This window comes from Martelella radicis, assembly GCF_014196625.1.
Lineage (GTDB): Bacteria > Pseudomonadota > Alphaproteobacteria > Rhizobiales > Rhizobiaceae > Martelella > Martelella radicis.
In genome coordinates this window covers 339,675-356,589 of the sequence record NZ_JACIDZ010000001.1, presented here as the reverse complement: position 1 = coordinate 356,589, position 16,915 = coordinate 339,675, and the positions used below count along the sequence as shown (strand labels likewise).

General features: G+C 61.7%; 14 protein-coding genes. 9 read left to right on the top strand and 5 right to left on the bottom strand.

What is annotated here, in order from left to right:
* Positions 1-59 precede the first annotated feature (59 nt).
* The 3 genes from clpA to GGR30_RS01640 all read right to left on the bottom strand — a co-directional run bounded on the left by clpA (position 60) and on the right by GGR30_RS01640 (position 4,301).
* Positions 60-2,459 carry an ATP-dependent Clp protease ATP-binding subunit ClpA gene (gene clpA, locus GGR30_RS01650; protein WP_183481662.1) on the bottom strand — a complete coding sequence of 800 codons (2,400 nt, stop codon included), beginning with the start codon at positions 2,457-2,459 and terminating at the stop codon, positions 60-62.
* Positions 2,460-2,469: 10 nt separating this feature from the next.
* The gene (gene clpS / locus GGR30_RS01645; protein WP_024707881.1) at positions 2,470-2,823 is read right to left on the bottom strand and encodes an ATP-dependent Clp protease adapter ClpS; all 354 of its coding nucleotides are present in this window, start codon (positions 2,821-2,823) and stop codon (positions 2,470-2,472) included.
* 419 nt (positions 2,824-3,242) lie between these two features.
* Positions 3,243-4,301: an extensin-like domain-containing protein gene (locus GGR30_RS01640; RefSeq protein WP_183481658.1), complete on the bottom strand. Its 1,059-nt coding sequence runs from the start codon at positions 4,299-4,301 to the stop codon at positions 3,243-3,245.
* Positions 4,302-4,503: 202 nt separating this feature from the next.
* Between GGR30_RS01640 and GGR30_RS01635 the strand changes: the two genes are divergently transcribed.
* From GGR30_RS01635 to GGR30_RS01620, 4 genes are all read left to right on the top strand, one after another.
* Positions 4,504-4,875 (top strand): acyl-CoA thioesterase, encoded by a 372-nt coding sequence (locus tag GGR30_RS01635; protein ID WP_210287920.1) that lies wholly within the window; start codon positions 4,504-4,506, stop codon positions 4,873-4,875.
* Complete coding sequence (locus GGR30_RS01630) at positions 4,872-5,729, top strand: RDD family protein (protein WP_183481650.1); 858 nt, start codon at positions 4,872-4,874, stop codon at positions 5,727-5,729. The genes GGR30_RS01635 and GGR30_RS01630 overlap by 4 nt, the downstream gene beginning before the upstream one ends.
* An 86-nt stretch (positions 5,730-5,815) precedes the next feature.
* The gene (gene uvrB / locus GGR30_RS01625; RefSeq protein ID WP_183481647.1) at positions 5,816-8,587 is read left to right on the top strand and encodes an excinuclease ABC subunit UvrB; all 2,772 of its coding nucleotides are present in this window, start codon (positions 5,816-5,818) and stop codon (positions 8,585-8,587) included.
* Between the two features lie 88 nt (positions 8,588-8,675).
* Complete coding sequence (locus GGR30_RS01620; protein WP_183481643.1) at positions 8,676-9,344, top strand: 2OG-Fe(II) oxygenase; 669 nt, start codon at positions 8,676-8,678, stop codon at positions 9,342-9,344.
* Between the two features lie 13 nt (positions 9,345-9,357).
* On the opposite strand, the gene GGR30_RS01615 is transcribed toward GGR30_RS01620, so the two are convergent.
* Together GGR30_RS01615 and GGR30_RS01610 are read right to left on the bottom strand one after the other, a co-directional pair.
* A complete protein-coding gene (locus tag GGR30_RS01615) occupies positions 9,358-10,320 on the bottom strand; it encodes a mitochondrial fission ELM1 family protein (protein WP_183481638.1) in 963 nt (320 codons plus the stop codon).
* Between the two features lie 226 nt (positions 10,321-10,546).
* Positions 10,547-11,290 (bottom strand): GntR family transcriptional regulator, encoded by a 744-nt coding sequence (locus GGR30_RS01610; protein ID WP_183481635.1) that lies wholly within the window; start codon positions 11,288-11,290, stop codon positions 10,547-10,549.
* Between the two features lie 182 nt (positions 11,291-11,472).
* Between GGR30_RS01610 and GGR30_RS01605 the strand changes: the two genes are divergently transcribed.
* From GGR30_RS01605 to GGR30_RS01585, 5 genes are read left to right on the top strand one after another with little or no spacing between them, the layout of a single operon-like run.
* Entirely contained in the window at positions 11,473-12,417 is a 945-nt protein-coding gene (locus GGR30_RS01605; RefSeq protein ID WP_183481632.1) for an ABC transporter permease, read from the top strand.
* A gap of 3 nt (positions 12,418-12,420) precedes the next feature.
* Positions 12,421-13,305: an ABC transporter permease gene (locus GGR30_RS01600; RefSeq protein ID WP_210287893.1), complete on the top strand. Its 885-nt coding sequence runs from the start codon at positions 12,421-12,423 to the stop codon at positions 13,303-13,305.
* Between the two features lie 4 nt (positions 13,306-13,309).
* Positions 13,310-14,275, top strand: coding sequence for an ABC transporter ATP-binding protein (locus GGR30_RS01595; protein WP_183481629.1), 966 nt, complete (start codon positions 13,310-13,312; stop codon positions 14,273-14,275).
* Positions 14,272-15,312, top strand: a complete 1,041-nt coding sequence (locus GGR30_RS01590) for an ABC transporter ATP-binding protein (protein ID WP_183481624.1) — start codon at positions 14,272-14,274, stop codon at positions 15,310-15,312. The genes GGR30_RS01595 and GGR30_RS01590 overlap by 4 nt, the downstream gene beginning before the upstream one ends.
* Complete coding sequence (locus GGR30_RS01585; RefSeq protein WP_183481621.1) at positions 15,305-16,867, top strand: ABC transporter substrate-binding protein; 1,563 nt, start codon at positions 15,305-15,307, stop codon at positions 16,865-16,867. Before GGR30_RS01590 ends, GGR30_RS01585 begins: the two co-directional genes overlap by 8 nt.
* Positions 16,868-16,915 lie beyond the last annotated feature (48 nt).

Here is a 16,915-nt window from a genome sequence, read left to right as displayed (position 1 = left end):
AAATTGAAAACGCCGGGCGGTCAGCCCGGCGTTTCTGCGTTTCATCATGGGGCAGCCGATCATGTATCGGCCGCAGACTTATCGGATTTGGATCCGCCCTTCTTGCCTGACTTGCCCTTCGGCCCGTCCGACTTCAGCTCCGACGGCTTGACGGGCGTTGAGTCCGGAATGGCGTCGAGCGTCAACTCGTCCTTGCCATCCTTGTCCGTCTTCACATCTACGCGGACCACGCCACCCTTCTTGAGCTTGCCGAACAGGATCTCGTTCGCCAGAGGCTTCTTGATATGCTCCTGGATAACGCGCGAGAGCGGGCGGGCGCCCATCTTCTCGTCGTAGCCACGCTCGGCGAGCCACTCGACCGCCTTGTCCTCGAGTTCGAAGGTGACATTGCGTTCGGAAAGCTGCGATTCGAGCTGCATGACGAACTTCTGCACCACCTGATGGATGACCTCCGTCGGCAGCGGCGCGAAGGGAATGATCGCATCCAGACGGTTGCGGAACTCCGGCGTGAAGATGCGGTTGAGCGCCTCTTCATCGTCACCGGTGCGCCGCGAGGAGCCGAAGCCGATCGCCGATTTCGACATTTCGCTCGCCCCCGCATTGGTCGTCATGATCAGGATGACGTTGCGGAAATCGATCTTCTTGCCGTTGTGGTCGGTCAGCGAGCCGTGATCCATGACCTGCAACAGGATGTTGTAGATGTCCGGATGCGCCTTCTCGATCTCGTCCAGGAGCACAACGCAATGCGGGTGCTGGTCGACGCCGTCGGTCAGAAGGCCGCCCTGGTCGAAACCGACATAGCCGGGAGGAGCGCCGAGCAGCCGCGAGACCGTGTGCCGCTCCATATATTCCGACATGTCGAAGCGCAGAAGCTCGACGCCAAGCGAGGAGGCAAGCTGCTTCGACACCTCGGTCTTGCCGACGCCCGTGGGCCCGGAGAAGATGTAGGAGCCGATCGGCTTGTTGGGCTCTCGAAGACCCGCGCGGGCAAGCTTGATCGAGGTCGCAAGCGCATCGATCGCCTTGTCCTGGCCGTAGACCACCGAACGCAGTTCCTGCTCGAGATTGGCAAGAACCTGCTCGTCATCCTTAGAAACGGATTTCGGCGGAATGCGAGCCATGGTCGCGACGGTCGCCTCGATCTCCTTCTCGGTGATCATCTTGCGTCGGCGGGACGCCGGAAGAAGCATCTGCGCAGCACCGCTCTCATCGATCACGTCGATGGCCTTGTCCGGCAGCTTGCGATCGGAGATATAGCGCGCGGAAAGCTCCACCGCCGCCTTGATGGCGTCGTTGGTGTAGCGCAGATTGTGGTATTCCTCGAAATAGGGCTTCAGCCCCTTCATGATCGCGATGGCATCGTCCACTGAAGGCTCATTGACATCGATCTTCTGGAACCGGCGCACCAGCGCGCGGTCCTTCTCGAAGAACTGGCGATATTCCTTGTAGGTGGTCGAACCGATGCAGCGGATCGCACCGGAGGAAAGCGCGGGCTTCAGCAGGTTCGACGCATCCATGGCGCCGCCGGAGGTGGCGCCCGCGCCGATCACCGTGTGGATCTCGTCGATGAAGAGCACAGCCCCCTCATATTCCTCGAGTTCCTTGACCACCTGCTTCAGCCGCTCCTCGAAGTCACCGCGATAGCGCGTGCCGGCGAGAAGGGTGCCCATGTCGAGCGAGAAGATCGTCGCATCGATGAGTGCTTCCGGCACCTTGCCTTCGACGATCCGCTTGGCCAGACCCTCGGCAATCGCCGTCTTGCCCACGCCGGGATCGCCGACGTAAAGCGGGTTGTTCTTCGAGCGGCGGCACAGGACCTGGATGGTCCTGTTGACCTCGGCATCGCGGCCGATCAGCGGGTCGATCTTCCCGCTCATCGCCTTCTCGTTGAGATTGACGCAATAGGCCTTCAGCGCGTCGGGCTGCTTGCGCCCGTTCTCATCGGCCTGCTGCGCCGCACCATCGGTATCCTCGTTTTCGGAATTGGCGCCGCGCGGCGTGCGGATTTCCGACGAGCCCGGCCGCTTGCCGATCCCGTGCGAGATATAATTGACCGCATCGTAGCGCGTCATCTCCTGCTGCTGCAGGAAATAGGCCGCATGGCTTTCGCGCTCGGCAAAGATGGCGACAAGCACATTGGCGCCCGTCACCTCCTCGCGGCCGGAAGACTGGACGTGGATCACCGCGCGCTGGATCACGCGCTGGAAGCCGGAGGTCGGCTTGGAATCCTCGTCATAACCGGTCACCAGATTGGCAAGTTCGGTATCGACATATTCGGTGACTATCTTTCGCAAAGCGTCGAGGTCGACATTGCAGGCACCCATGACGGCGGCGGCATCTCCATCATCAATCAGCGCCAGGAGCAGGTGCTCCAGCGTCGCGTATTCATGGTGCCGGTCATTTGCATAGGTCAGAGCCTGATGCAGCGCCTTTTCGAGACTGGGAGAGAATGTTGGCACGATCAGATCCTCACTTCTTTTCCATGACACATTGCAATGGGTGTTGGTGCTGACGCGCAAAATCCATGACCTGACTGACCTTGGTCTCAGCCACCTCATAGGTGAAAACCCCGCATTCGCCCACGCCGTTATTGTGGACATTCAGCATGATGCGGGTCGCCGCCTCGCGATCCTTCTGGAAGAAACGCTCCAGAATATGGATTACAAACTCCATTGGTGTGTAGTCATCATTCAACAGGAGAACCCGGTAGAGGCTGGGTTTCTTCGTCTTGGGCTTGGTGCGCGCGATCACCGCCGTTCCGCGGTTCGGATTGCCCCCGTTCTTCGAAGGGTCGTTCTGCATCCGGATCGACATCGCGATCATTCTCACTAACTCCGTGCGTCCTCTAGATTTTAAGCCGCGTACACCAGCCTTTGTTGACGTTCATATCTGTATGTACCGAGTCCGTTTCAAGCTCCCTGAGACTGATCCGATCTTAATGCCGATCTTCCGGCCTTGTCATTAAGAAAAAGACATCGCCTCAAGGACGGCTGCCCGCATGCCTCCTTCGTGCAGCTATCGCCGTCAGCAGATTCGCAACCCTAGGGTGATAATTCAAACATAATCGAACACCACTCCTCCGGCAGATCGGCGACGAAAGCCCCTTTGCGTCGCGCGAAACGTTACGCACGACCACGCGAAACGTTTCGTGCTCTTGCTTGACACGCTAGATCGTGAGGAGCACAGCCGAAGGCCGGGAGAGTTCTCGACGTGAACGCATCCGCAGCTCTGCGGAAGCTCGATCAGTTGCAGTAGGTCCTGCCGGAGGAGCGCTGCTTCAAATCAAAGTGAAAATGATCATTATGCTTGGGATAGCCGGGACCGAGCACGGTGTTGAAATACTCGCACCCGCTGGCGCGGACCGATTTCAAAAGCCCCTTCTCCCGGAAGGCAAAGAAGCCCTTCGGGGAGACATCTATGGTCTTGCCGGAATTGAGTGTGAAGCCGCCGATATCGATTGCATTCCCCTTCGAATGCTCCGACATCGTCCGCGAGTTCGTGCCATTGTTGACCCGGCGGCAAGAATAGCCGCCCATGGTCTCGATCGATTTCAGGCCGGTGAGGTAGCGCACGCGCACGGCCGGCGCGACATCGTTCTGAACCCACTGGGCAAAGGTAAGAGCGGTCTCGCAATTGACCGTCACATCCGGCGAGATCGCGATATTGCCCGGCAGTTTTTGCAATCTGACCGGATAGGCGATGCCGCATTGACTACCCTTGGCGATCGCCTCCACATCGGTAAAGGTGACCCCCATCGCGTTGAGTTCGCTGCGGCATTGCCGCTCGGCAAGCGGCATCAGGCCCGGTATGCGCTTCTGCTTCGGCTCTGCAACACTCCCCTGCCCCGCACCTGCGCCGGGAGCCACATGGGGCAGAAGCGAGGCCGTGTTGATCGGGTCAATGCCGGGATCCTTCGCCGCTGCGGCCGCCGTCTGTTCCTCGGCGAGCCTCGCCTCTGTATCGGCGATCGATGCGACGTCCGACTTATCCTCGGTGGCATTGAAGCCAAGATAGCCGTCGATCGGCAGGCCAGCCGATGTCTCCGTCTCGGCAATAAGCTGCTCGATGGACTGAGGAGGCGGATCATCCCTGGCAAGGTCTTCCGGTGAGGTCTGAGGCGCAGGAGCGGAGGCCACGGCAGGCTTCGCCTTCTCCGCCTCGCTCCGCGTGACCACCTGCGTGTCCTTGTCGCTGGTATCGAAGGAAAACGATGTCATCAGCCCGCCGATGGAACAACTGGCAAGAACCAGAGAAATCGTCGCGCAGGAAACCGCGTTTCGCAGATGAGAAAAAGACGCCATACCGTTCATCATGCCCAGGGGTTGAAACCTTTGGGCGAGTAAAACAGACATATGTAAACAAATGCTTTGCCGCCCGCGCCCTCGCCCGCGCGGCGGCACTTGCGCCGGGCCAAACGGGCGGTAAATTGCAACAAGTCTGGCCGCAGGAGAAGAATCAGTGACCGAGAGACCCAAGGGCGATCTGACGCTCAGAACCGTGGCGATGCCCGCCAACGCCAACCCGGCCGGAGACATTTTCGGCGGTTGGGTGATGTCGCAGATGGATCTCGGCGCCTTCGTCGCAGCGTCGGAACATGCCGGCATGCGAACGGTCACTGTCGCCGTCAATTCGATCACCTTTCAGAAACCGGTCAAGATCGGCGATACGCTTTGCGTTTATACCGACTTCGCCCGGATCGGCCGCACCTCGATGACGGTAAAGGTCGAGGCGTGGGTTCATCGTCACGACCGGCCACGCCGAGAGAAAGTCACCGAGGCCGAATTCGTGATGGTGGCGATGGATGCAAGCGGCAGGCCCGCCCCCGTTCCGCAGACGAAGCAGCCATCCATCAGCGAAGCGGACGATGAAGCATGACCGACCGGAACGCCGCCCCTCAGCGCCCGCCGCGCCTGTTTCTGCGTCGTCTGGCGGCGCTTCTCATTGACTTTGTCATCTTCGGCATTCTCGCCACCTTCGCGGTCGGAGCTCTGGCATTGGCGAGCCCGCAGCTCAGGGATGGCGTCGCCAGCTCCTTCTTCCACACCCGCATCTGCCAGCCGGCGGACAGAAGCCTGCCGGTCTTTGCCGAAATCGAACAGAACTGGCCAGGAACGGAGGACGGCGACACGGCAATGAGCGCGCAGTCCTGCACGGTCGACAGCTTCTTCCTGCCGCAGAAGCGCCTGGCCACGGTCACCGAAAGCCGCACCGGCGAAGACGGCGGAACCTTCACCCGCTCCGTTTCCATCCAGCTCGACGAGAGCGGCGATCCTGTCTTTCCCTCGCCGCTGATCGAGCGCGCCGTCTCCACGATCCAACTCCTCGCCTTCCCGCTGGCGCTCGCGCTGTCGATGATTTTCCTCGGCTGGACGCCCGGCAAGCGGCTCATGTCGCTCCGCGTGACCACGGACGCGCTGGCCAAGGACCCGCCGCCGCTCTCGCCCGGCAAGACCGTTACGCGGGAGTATCTCAAGTTCTGGCCGTTGATTGCCAACAATGTCATTCAGTTCGTCATTGCGTCCAAGGCGCCGAACCCCTCTTCCGTCACGGAGGCCGTCGCTCTGCTCGAGACCGTGGGAACCGACCAGCGCGCCATCGCCGACATCCTCGTGCTCAACGCCGCCACGCTTCTGGTCCTGTTCGTCTGGTGGGTCTGGCCGTTCGCCCTCTGGCGCGGCCGCATGCTCTATGACGGTTTCATCCGCGCCTATGTCGTGCTGAGGAACTGAAGCCGACCGCCAAAATGTTTCTTATTTGTTCCGTTTCTTTGCCCCTACCCCTTTTCTTTTTCGGCGGGTGGCTCCATATTCGCCCCATGGCCAGAACACCTAGGAAATCCTCCGAAAAGCCCGGTTTCGAGGAGGCGCCGCAGGCGCCCTTCGAGGGCGAACGCTATGACGGTTCGATGAGCGACTGGCTGGAAAGCCTGGAGCGCGAAGCGGAGGCCGAGACAGCCGACTCGCAGCGCAAGCTCGCCTCCCGCGCCGGCAAGCATCGCAGGAAAGCGGCGGAAAGCGGCGATGCGACCGCCGGGCGGACATCCCGCGGAGTCTCGATCGGCGCGTCGACGGATCCGAAGACGCGCGCCGCCGCCGGCCTCAATCCGGTTTCAGGTGTCGATGTCTCGCTGGAAGATGCCAAGAACCTTGCCCCCGGCGCGATCACCGCGACGGTCGATGCGCTTTCCAAATTGATCGAAAGCGGCAATCCGCTGTTCAAGGACGGCAAGATCTGGACGCCGCACCGGCCGGACCGTCCGGAAAAATCCGAAGGCGGCATCCCGATCCGCATGGAGACCGAATACAAACCCTCCGGCGACCAGCCGACGGCGATCCGCGATCTGGTCAGCGGCCTCAACGACGGCGAGCGCAGCCAGGTTCTTCTCGGCGTCACCGGGTCGGGCAAGACCTTCACCATGGCCAAGGTGATCGAGGAGACTCAGCGCCCGGCGGTCATCCTGGCGCCGAACAAGACGCTTGCCGCGCAGCTCTATTCCGAGTTCAAGAACTTCTTCCCTGACAATGCGGTCGAGTATTTCGTCTCCTACTACGACTACTATCAGCCGGAAGCCTATGTGCCGCGCTCGGACACCTATATCGAGAAGGAATCCTCGATCAACGAGCAGATCGACCGGATGCGCCACGCCGCGACCCGCGCGATCCTCGAGCGCGACGACTGCATCATCATTGCCTCGGTCTCCTGCATCTATGGTATCGGCTCGGTCGAGACCTATACGGCGATGACTTTCCAGATGTCCGTCGGCGATACGCTCGACCAGCGCCAACTTCTGGCCGACCTGGTTGCCCAGCAATACAAGCGCCGCGACATGGATTTCCAGCGCGGCTCATTCCGCGTGCGCGGCGACACGATCGAGATCTTCCCCGCCCACCTTGAGGATGCCGCCTGGCGCATCTCCATGTTCGGCGACGAGATCGACCAGATCACCGAATTCGATCCGCTGACCGGGCAGAAGACCGGTGACCTGCAATCGGTGAAAATCTACGCCAATTCGCACTATGTCACCCCGCGACCGACGCTGAACGCAGCCATCAAGTCCATCAAGGAAGAGTTGAAGGGACGCCTACAAGAGCTTGAAAAGGCTGGACGTCTTCTGGAAGCGCAACGGCTTGAACAGCGCACGCGATTCGATATCGAGATGATGGAGGCGACCGGGTCCTGCCCCGGAATCGAGAACTATTCGCGTTACCTGACCGGTCGCAGGCCCGGCGAGCCGCCGCCGACCCTGTTCGAGTATATTCCCGACAACGCGCTCATCTTCATCGACGAGAGCCACGTCACCATTCCGCAGATCGGCGGCATGTATCGCGGCGACTTCCGGCGCAAGGCGACGCTCGCCGAATACGGCTTCCGCCTGCCCTCCTGCATGGACAACCGGCCGCTTCGCTTCGAGGAGTGGGACGCAATGCGCCCGGACACGGTCGCGGTTTCTGCAACGCCCGGCGGCTGGGAGATGGAACAGTCCGGCGGCGTCTTCGCCGAACAGGTGATCCGTCCGACCGGGCTGATCGACCCGCCGGTCGAAATCCGCCCGGCGAAAACCCAGGTCGACGATGTGCTGTCGGAAATCCGCGATGTGGCGGCGAAGGGGTATCGCACGCTGGTCACCGTGCTCACCAAGCGCATGGCCGAGGATCTGACCGAATATCTGCATGAACAGGGCATCCGCGTGCGCTATATGCATTCCGATATCGACACGCTGGAACGCATCGAGATCATCCGCGACCTGCGTCTTGGCGCTTTCGACGTACTGGTCGGCATCAACCTGTTGCGCGAGGGTCTCGATATCCCCGAATGCGGTTTCGTCGCCATTCTCGACGCCGACAAGGAAGGTTTTCTCCGTTCGGAGACCTCGCTGATCCAGACGATCGGCCGCGCGGCCCGTAATGTCGACGGCCAGGTCATTCTCTATGCCGACCAGATCACCGGCTCGATGCAGCGCGCCATGGATGAGACCAGCCGCCGCCGCGAGAAACAGCTCGCCTATAACGAGGAACACGGCATCACGCCGGAATCGGTCAAGGCCCGGATCTCCGACATTCTCGATTCGGTCTACGAAAAGGACCACGTCCGTGCGGATATCGGCGCCAAGGGCGGCAAGGGCTTTGCCAAGGATGGACACCTTGTCGGCAACAATCTGCAGGCTCATTTGGAGGCGCTGGAAAAGCAGATGCGCGATGCCGCCGCCGATCTCGACTTCGAGACCGCCGCACGGCTGCGCGACGAGATCAAGCGGCTGAAGGCCGCCGAGCTCGAGGGCATGGACGACAAGCTGGAAAAGGCGGAATCGCGCCAGGCCGAAGCCGCGCCGAAATCATCGGGCGAAGAAGGCACCTCCTATTTTGCCCGCCCGTCGCTCGATGACATGGGCCCGGGCACGGACACGGCCAAACCGCTGTTTCGCAAGAACACGCTGGACGAAATGACGGTCGGGCGAACCGAAAAGCCGCGCGGCGGCGACGCCAAGCCCGTCAAGCGCGGCAAGATCGGCGCGGGTTCCTATGAGGACCCGGCCGAACAGAAGCAGCGCGGCAGGCGCAAGGGCAAGACCGGAAAACCCGGTAAATAGCCGGCACGGTCGCCATCACCACTGCAGTTGTGCGGCGTCGGCGATGCATGTACGGTTGCGCCAGTTTAATTGAAGAATGGTTTCAAAAATGAACGAAGCGAAATACGGCAATGTCGGTGAACACGTCAAAGCGGCATTCACGAATGCTGAGTCGACCCCGACGCCCTACCGGCACTGGCTGGTCAAGGAGATGTTTCCCGAGGCCCTGCTCGCCGATCTTCAGTCGCTCGATTTTCCGCGGCCGGATCTCGGCGGCGTGTCGGGCACGCGCGAGGTTCACAACAAGAGCCGACATTATTTCGATCAGGAGAACAAGGCGAAATACGACAGTTGCGCCGCTGTGGCCGCAGCCTTCCAGTCGCCTGACGTCGCAGCCGTCGTGCAGAACACGTTCGGCACCAATATCGAAGGGTCGAGCCTTCGGATCGAATACGCCCAGGACACGAACGGCTTCTGGCTGGAGCCCCACACGGATATCGGCGTGAAGCTCTTTACCCTGCTGATCTACCTGTCCGACGGACCGGGCCACGAGAAGCTCGGAACCGATATCTATGCCTCGAAGGAGGAACATTTCGGCCGCTCGCCCTTCGGGCCGAACCTGGCAATGATTTTCGTGCCGGCCAACAATACATGGCACGGCTTCGAACAGCGCCCGATCGAGGGCGTACGCAAATCATTGATCGTCAATTACGTCACGCCGGAATGGCGCGCCCGCGAACAACTCGCCTTTCCCGAGGATCCGATCACGGTTGCCTGATCGCCCGGCCTGATCAAGGAGCCTTGCGGCCATGCGCCGCTAGGCCGCGCCGGATTGCCTCGGCGATCTCTTCCGTCGCATCAACCCGCTCGTAGCGATAGGGGCGAAGGGGCCCGTCGAACGGACGGGTCTGGCCCGCCGCCTCCAGCCGTTTCAGAAAGCCTGCAAGCTTCGGGTTGATGTGATACGGCACCAACGGGAACACCGGTTTGCCGGTGGACAAGGCCTCGCTCACCATGTTGTGGGAATCGCCCGTTACCGCCAGCATGTCGCAAAAGCCGAGCAGCGCCCGATATGGATTGGCTTCGGCATCCGGCGACCAGATCCAGTGTGGAAAACCGGAAAGGCGCGCGCGCAATGCCGTCATGACGGCATCCGGCGTGCGCCGCGACTGGGTAACGACGATGCTGCCGACCTCGGCCTTTGCATGATCGACCTGCGCAAGGAAGTGCGCAAGCGCGGCATCCTCATCGCGCGTGCCGGACACAGGATTGCCGATCAGAATGCCAAGTCTGGGCGCAGGCAATTTCGCCCAGGCCTCCGGCCGCTCGCCGGTGGCCTCTGAAATCGCTTCCTCAGTCAGCGGATGGGGGCCTGTGTCGGTCACCAGCACATTGTCGGCGCGAAACCTGTCGTGACGCGGCATCCAGATGAGATCAGCCGCTGACGCGCCGATGCGCGGATCCTTCAGAAAGACCGTAAAGGTTCGCCCCGCGGACGCCTTTTTGACTGCCTTCAGATAGGGCACCATCCGCCGGCCGCTTGCAATCGCGACATCGGGATAAGGCGGCGAGATCGGGCTTTCCGGCCGGCCGGGCCTGTGTTTCGGCGGAACCGGACCGTGCGGCATCCACCATTCCCATGGCTTGCCGGGCAGAATGACCTTCTCCTCGGCCCTGGCGCCAAGGCGCGAGACAACCCCAAGGCATTGCACCCGATCCCCGATCTTGCCGTCCGTCAAAATCCAGATATTCAAAGCTCGCCCTTTTGCCGTCACATCGTGAAACGGGCCGGATGCCCTGCCCGCTTGTGACGCGAACCGCCATGACAGTCAATGTCCCAACAGGCAGCGCAAAATGCTGCGGACGGTCGCCGGCAAGCTTCCCCAGCCTGCAAACAGACAAGCCGCGAAGGCCGCGCGGGCTGCCATGTGCTGGCCGATCCGGCACCGAGAGACCTCGCTCGGTTCATCCTTCAGCACTCTATATCCAGGCGGACTGCCCCCCGGTCTCGGAAGGCCCTTCGGTGAGACCCTTGATGAGGACGCGGCGAGAGCTTTCCAGATGAGCATGCATTGTCTTGCGCGCATATTCAGGATCGCTCTTCAGAATCGCATCATAAACATCAGAATGGCCGACGAAATCCGATCCATAGAATTCCGGATGGCTGGCCTCGATATGGTAGAACCGCTCGAACTCACGGAGCACGCCGACGATACAGCGATGGAGCCGGGCATTGCCGGAGGCAAGCGCAATGATCTCATGGAAGGCATTGTCGATGCGGATCATCCGGGCAATCGCCGAGGCGTCGGGCTTGATCGCCGGCGCGCTTAGCGCACTGACTTCGAGCAACTCTTTCAGTTCGTCCGCATGCGCAGATGCGAGGTTCCGGGCCGCAAGCGCGGCTGCTTCGCCATCCACCAGAGCGCGGAAGGCAAACAGGTCCCTGATGGCGGACATGTGCAGCGGCGTGACCATATAGCCCCGTCGCGGGATTGCCTGCACGAAGCCTTCCATCTGAAGGCGTGCCAGCGCCTCCCGCACCGGCGTCTTGCTCATCTGAAGATCACGTGCGAGTTCCGCCTCGGTGAAGTCATGGCCGGGCTCCAGGCTGCGCTCGACAATGCGTTCTCGGATGCCCTCATAGGCCTTGTCCGTGAGCGAGGGAGACCTGCCGCGTCCCGCATCGACATCATCTCGCCACTTGAAAACACGCTCCGCCGCCATTCGGCTCCACCCCATTCTGATTCCGTCCGTTGACTTTAAAAGGTTGATACCTTATTGGCAATGTACACTGTAATATATTATGGTGCGTATTTCGAAACTGCCCTTAAGAAGTCTTGAAACGCAGGCAGGCGCTGACTTCCTTCCCGGACGCCCTGCCCGCGCAAGCGACCGAAACGGAGCCAATGGCAAGCTATATCGCAAGACGATTCGCGCTCGGCGTAGCAGTGCTGCTCGTCGCCATGACGATTCTCTTTCTCCTGATCTACACTGTGCCCGGCGACCCGGCGACAATCGCTCTGGGACCGCGCGCCAGTGAACTGCAGAAAGAAGCTTTCAGGCAGCGCATGGGGCTCGATCAGCCCCTGGCAATCCAGGCTCTGAACTTCCTGTGGTCATTGCTTCACGGCGATCTGGGGACGGATATCCTCAATCAGCGCCCCGTCACGCAGATGGTGCTCTCGGCGCTGCCCAAGACCGTTCTTCTCGCCGTGACCGGTCTCGGCTGGGCAGCCGTCATGGGTATTCCTCTCGGCATATGGGCGGCGCTGAGGCCGGATAGCTGGACCGACCGCATCATTGGCCTGATTTCCACCAGCGTCGTGGCCCTGCCCGCCTTTTTGATGGCGATCTATGCCCTGATCCTGTTTTCCGTTCAGCTCCAATGGTTTCCGTCAATCGGCGCGGGCGAGCCGGGCGATATCGGCGATCAGTTCCATCATCTGATCTTGCCGGCCTTTGCCGTCGGCGTCGCCTGGGTCGGCTACATCGCCCGACTGGTGCGGGTCGCCATGCTGGAAACGCTGGCGGAACCGCACGTGCGCACCTTCCAGACGTTCGGCGTCAGCAAGATGCACATCGTTCTGCGCTGCGTTTTGCCAATCGCGATCATCCCGGTGATCTCCGTACTCGGCGTCGGGATGGGCAACCTCCTGTCGGGCGCCGTGCTGGTCGAGGTGGTGTTCTCGCGTCCCGGCCTCGGCTCCATGGCCTATGATGCAGTCATCAGCCGCAATTTTCCTGTCGTCCTCGGCTCTGTCGTCGTCACGACAGCGCTCTATGTCGTTGCCAACTTCCTCGCCGACATCGCCATTGCCATTCTCGATCCACGCCTTGCGGAGAAGGGCTGACCATTGACCGACGCCACAACCGACATCGTCGACGCCGCAAAATCGCCGCAGCGCTTTGCCGTCTTGAAACGCCTGATGTGCAACCCGACCGGCGCGATCGCGACACTCGTCATCATTCTCTTCATTGTTGCAGCCATCGCTGCCCCGCTGGTCGCGCCCTACGACCCGAATGCGATCGCCCCGCGAGTGCGGATGCAGGGCCCTTCGCTTGCCCACTGGCTGGGCACCGACCAGCTCGGCCGCGATCTCCTGAGCCGCGTGATCTATGGCACCCGAACCGCCTTCAAGGTGGCGCTGCTCGGAACTGCCGGCGCGCTCGTCGCCGGTATGGCGATGGGCATGATCGCCGGACTGGGTTCGAAATTCATCGACAGCTTTCTCGTACTGGTCAACGATTCCGTAAAATCGCTGCCGCTCGTCCTGTTTGCCCTGGTGCTGGTCTCGATCTACGGCCCTTCGATGACCACGCTGATCTTTGTGATTTCCGCCTCCATGGCGCCCGGTTATTTCCGCGTGGTGCGCAATCAGGTTCTGGTTTTGCGCAATGCCGATTTCGTGGTTGCCGCCGAGGCGATCGGCAGCACACGGTTTCGCCTTGCCCTCACGCATCTCCTGCCCAATCTCATCGGACCCATCTTCGTGCTGGTCGCGATGGATATTCCGGCCGTCATCGGCATTGAATCAGGCCTCAGCTTTCTCGGACAGGGCGTTCAGCCGCCGCAATCGAGTTGGGGCAACATGCTGGCGGAAGGCTATACCTATGTCCGCCAGGCGCCCCATATCGCGGTTGCCGCCGGACTTCCCATTGTCATGACCACAATCGCGTTCACCTTCCTCGGCGAAGCGCTGCGCGATGTTCTCGATCCCCGCAAGGTAGCGAGGCGCTGATCCGATGAAACCATTGCTTTCCTTGAAGGACGTCAGCATCGTCTATCCCGGCGAGCGGGCCGATGTGCGCGCCGTGCGCAACGTCTCGCTCGACGTCGCCCCGGGCGAAACGCTGGGACTCGTCGGCGAGAGCGGTTCCGGCAAGTCGAGCCTTGCCGCCGCCATGCTGGGTCTCCTGCCCGCCGGGGCACGGATCGAGGGCTCCGTTCATTTCGAAGACCGCGAGATGACGGCGCTTGCAGAGCCGGAGCTTAGGCGTCTGCGCGGCTCCGCCATCGCGACGATCGCGCAGGATCCGTTCACCGCGCTTAACCCTGTGCTGCGGATCGGCAGCCAGATGGTGGCGTTCCAGCACTGGCACAAGGAGCTTACCAGGGCGGAGCGCTGGAAGCGCGCGACCGAAATGCTCGAAAAGGTCGGGCTTTCCGATCCCGAAACCCGCATGCGCCAGTTTCCCCATCAGCTTTCCGGCGGCAGTCGCCAGCGCGTTGCCATCGGCGCGGCGCTGCTCGCCGAGCCGCGCCTGCTGATCGCCGATGAACCGACAACCGCGCTCGACGCGACGACCGAGGCGCAAATCCTTGCGATCATGCGCGAAGCCAAGGCCGAATTGACCGGTTCGACGATTTTCATCACCCACGACATCAGCGTCGTGTCACGCGTTTGCGACCGGGTGGCCGTTCTCTATGCGGGCGAACTGCTGGAGACCGGCCCCGTCGCCGAGGTCCTGTCCAATCCACAGCACCCCTACACCAAGGCGCTGCTCGAATGCGATCCGGCCCGCATCAGCGAGCCGACCCGAACGCTTCCGACCATCCCCGGCACGGTGCCCCGGCCGAACGAACCGCGCTCGGGCTGCACATTTTCACCCCGCTGCCCCGCGGCCTTCGGCCCCTGCACCACCGAGCGGCCAGCCCTTGCCGCCTGCGGGGAGAGCTGGAAAAGCGCCTGCCATCTGGTGACCGTATGACCAAGAAAGACAATCTGCTCGAAATCAACGACCTCGAGGTTCGCTATCCATCGGCCACCCTGTTTGAGCGGATCCGCGGAGCAGACCGTTTCGTTACGGTTTTGCCGAACACATCGCTCACGATCGAGCGCGGGAAGACTGTCGGTCTCATAGGTGAAAGCGGCAGCGGAAAAACCACGCTCGGCCGCGCCGTCATGGGCCTGGCACCGATTTCCGCCGGGCAGGTCCGTCTGGACCGGGACACGGTCACATCGCAGACCGACAAGCTGTGGCCGGGCATGCGGCGCAAGACGGCTTTCATGTTTCAGGATGCCGTTGCTTCGCTCGATCCGCGCATGCGGCTTGGCCAATCCGTCACCGAGCCGCTTGTCGTGCACCATATGCTCAAGGGCGATCGCAGGGAAAAAGCCATTGAACTCTTGGGGCTTGTCGGCCTCTCGCCCGATTTCGCCGACCGCTACCCGCATGAGATTTCCGGCGGCCAGGCGCGCCGCGTCACCGTCGCCCGCGCGCTGGCACTCGAGCCGGAGCTGGTCGTTGCCGATGAGCCAACTGCCGGCCTCGACCTTTCGGTTCAGGGGGAATTATTAAATCTTCTCAATGATCTGCAGCGAAGACTTAATGTCTCATTCCTTCTGATCACCCACAATCTCGCGGTCGCGCGCCATGTCACGGACCGGATCGCCATCATGTATCTCGGGCGCATCGTCGAGGAAGGACCGTCAGAGCAGGTCTTTCATGACCCCGCGCATCCCTATACGCGCGCGCTGCTGGCGGCCAAGGAAACGGTCGATGTCGACCAACTGATTTCCGGCGAGGTACCGAGCCTGAAGCAACGTCCGGCAGGTTGCGAGTTTCGCACGCGCTGTCCGATCGCCCGCGCGATCTGCGCCGACAAGCCTCCCCCGGCACGGCGCATCGGCAGGGAACATCTCGCGACCTGTCATTTTGCCGGTTCCCTTCCCCAAACCGGCGTCCACCAAACACGTCATCAACCCACCTCGAAGCCAAACGAAGGAAACCCTGAACATGAATGAATTCAAGATCACCCGACGCCAGGCGATGCAGAGACTGGGCGCAGGCGGACTTGCGCTTGCCGTTGCCAATCTTGCCGGAAAGGGCGCCGCTTTCGCGCAGGAGAACAAGGTTCTCAAGATCCGTAACGACGGCGACATGGAGCGCCTCGACCCGGCGAGCCGCGGCGGCTGGTACGACGAAACCGTCATGTTTGCGATTTTCGCCGGCCTCGTGCGCTATGGCGCCGGCGACAACTGGGATTGGGAACTCGATGCAGCGACTGTTCTCGACGACAGCGACCCGATGAACATCAAGTTCGAACTACGCCCCGGTATCCAGTTCACCAATGGTTTCGGCGAAATGACGGCCAACGACGTGAAGTTCTCCTACGAGCGCTTCGCCGATCCGGCAGTCAATGCCGTCTACGCCTCCGACTGGGCCGCGCTCGACGAAGTCGAGGTCACGGGCAAATATACCGGCACCATCCGCCTGAAGGAGCCTTTTGCTCCGCTGTTCACGTCCACGCTGCCAAACGCCTCCGGCCTGATCATCTCGAAGAAGGCGGTCGAGGCCTCGGGAGAGGCGGATATCGCCGCCGATCCGCTGGCCTGCTCCGGCCCCTATCAGCTCGCCGAATGGCGTCCGCGCGAGATCATCCGGCTGACGCGCAATCCCGGCTGGGTCGGTCCCAAGCCCTATTACGACGAGATCCAGCTTTATCCGATCGCCGACGTGACCTCTGCCGAAACGGCGTTTGCGGCTGGCGATCTCGATTGCACCCAGATCGCCGTCAACTCGATCCAGGCCTATGAGGGCACAGACAACACGCTGACCGTCAAGCCCGCACTCGGCTATGCGTGGATCGGCATGAATGTCGAAAACCCGAAGCTTGCCGATGTCAAGGTACGCCGCGCGATCCAGCATGCCGTCAATGTTCAGGAAATCGTGGATGCAACCTTCGGCGGCGCTGTCGACCCCGCCTATGGCCTGGTTCCGCCGCCGCTACTCGGCGCCCGCGACAAGGTGCTCTATGGCTATGATCCGGAAAAAGCCCGGTCCCTTCTTCAGGAGGCCGGCGCGGAGGGGCTCGACCTGTCCCTCACCTTCGGCACGGACCCCGACATCATGATCGTGGCGCAGGTGCTGCAGGCGCAACTCGCCCAGGTCGGCATCAACCTGTCTATCCGCCAGATGGACAGCGCCACGATGATCGCCGAGGCGCAGGACAATGAAGGCGGCGGATACCAGAACATCGACCTGATCATCGAACCCTTCACCACAACGCCCGACCCGAGCTGGGTGACGGAATGGTTTACCTGCGACCAGGTCGGCGTCTGGAACTTCCAGCGCACCTGCTCGCCCGAATGGGATGCGAAGAACGCCGCCGCAGTCAAGGAAACCGACTCGGCAAAGCGCGAGCAGATGTATGTCGAGCTGCAGGACAAGTTGGAGGAAACCGGCGCCTATATCTTCCTCTATCATGGCGTCAACGCCTGGGTGACCAAGCCCGGCATCGAACCTGCCTTCAAGCCGGATGCGCAGATCGCCTTCCTCCGCGACTTCAAGGCTTCCTGACCAATACCGGAGGGGCGGGCGTTGACCGGCCCGCCCCTCCTCCGCCTG

What these genes read in the sequence shown, in the direction of transcription:
- GGR30_RS01610 (WP_183481635.1), bottom strand. Translation starts at nt 11,290, where the DNA reads ATGGCGGCGGAGCGTGTTTTCAAGTGGCGAGATGATGTCGATGCGGGA.
- GGR30_RS01635 (WP_210287920.1), top strand. Translation starts at nt 4,504, where the DNA reads ATGCCCGCCAACGCCAACCCGGCCGGAGACATTTTCGGCGGTTGGGTG.
- GGR30_RS01630 (WP_183481650.1), top strand. Translation starts at nt 4,872, where the DNA reads ATGACCGACCGGAACGCCGCCCCTCAGCGCCCGCCGCGCCTGTTTCTG.
- GGR30_RS01590 (WP_183481624.1), top strand. Translation starts at nt 14,272, where the DNA reads ATGACCAAGAAAGACAATCTGCTCGAAATCAACGACCTCGAGGTTCGC.
- GGR30_RS01595 (WP_183481629.1), top strand. Translation starts at nt 13,310, where the DNA reads ATGAAACCATTGCTTTCCTTGAAGGACGTCAGCATCGTCTATCCCGGC.
- GGR30_RS01605 (WP_183481632.1), top strand. Translation starts at nt 11,473, where the DNA reads ATGGCAAGCTATATCGCAAGACGATTCGCGCTCGGCGTAGCAGTGCTG.
- uvrB (WP_183481647.1), top strand. Translation starts at nt 5,816, where the DNA reads ATGGCCAGAACACCTAGGAAATCCTCCGAAAAGCCCGGTTTCGAGGAG.
- GGR30_RS01620 (WP_183481643.1), top strand. Translation starts at nt 8,676, where the DNA reads ATGAACGAAGCGAAATACGGCAATGTCGGTGAACACGTCAAAGCGGCA.
- clpS (WP_024707881.1), bottom strand. Translation starts at nt 2,823, where the DNA reads ATGATCGCGATGTCGATCCGGATGCAGAACGACCCTTCGAAGAACGGG.
- GGR30_RS01585 (WP_183481621.1), top strand. Translation starts at nt 15,305, where the DNA reads ATGAATGAATTCAAGATCACCCGACGCCAGGCGATGCAGAGACTGGGC.
- GGR30_RS01640 (WP_183481658.1), bottom strand. Translation starts at nt 4,301, where the DNA reads ATGGCGTCTTTTTCTCATCTGCGAAACGCGGTTTCCTGCGCGACGATT.